Annotated in this window: 1 protein-coding gene; it reads right to left on the minus strand. The window is 58.4% G+C overall.

All coding sequences use genetic code 11. From position 1 onward, the window contains the following. On the minus strand, window positions 1–479 hold a 479-nt coding region (locus AWU74_RS07370; protein ID WP_162505016.1), incomplete at its 3' end, for a tetratricopeptide repeat protein. Between the last annotated feature and the right edge of the window lie 141 nt (window positions 480–620).

Genomic DNA, 620 nt, shown 5'->3' on the forward strand with positions numbered 1-620 from the left:
AGAGCTGGGGCGTGCTTTATTGCCTGTGGCAAATCCGCTCTCGCGCGGTCATAGGCGCCCTTGACGTCATAGGCAGTGCCGCGATTATTGTAGGCAGATGCATAATTCGGGTCGAGCTTTATCGCGTCCGTAAAAAACGCTATCGCGGTGTCAAACTCTCCCCGCCCGGCGAACAAAAGCCCTTTGTCCAAAAACGCGCCGGCGGTAGTCGGCGCGGCGTTTTCCGCAGCGCCGTAGTCGGCGGCGCGGGAAACCGTCTTGCTGTTCCTGAGCGCGGCGAGCAGTCTTCGCAGTTTCGCCGTGTTTTGCACGTCGAGCCGCGTCGACGTTTTCCGCACGGCGCTTTCAACGTGTACGGACTGCGCCCGAAAGCGGTACGCGTCTCCGGCTGCGATAAATTGCCCGGTTATCACCGCTTGCGCCCCGACGAATTTGCCTATTGCCTGCGCGGATTTGTCGTCAACGTCTCCCGAAAGCATGCAAATGCAGCTCTTTGCGCACGTATGCAAGGTTTGTTCTGTCGGCAACCTGCAGTTTGCTGCCTGTCAGAGCGCCGGCAAGCTCTTCCATAATATAGTCGGAAAGACCGGCGGATTCCGAATCGAACCCGACAATCGCAA

This window comes from Treponema endosymbiont of Eucomonympha sp., assembly GCF_001028545.1.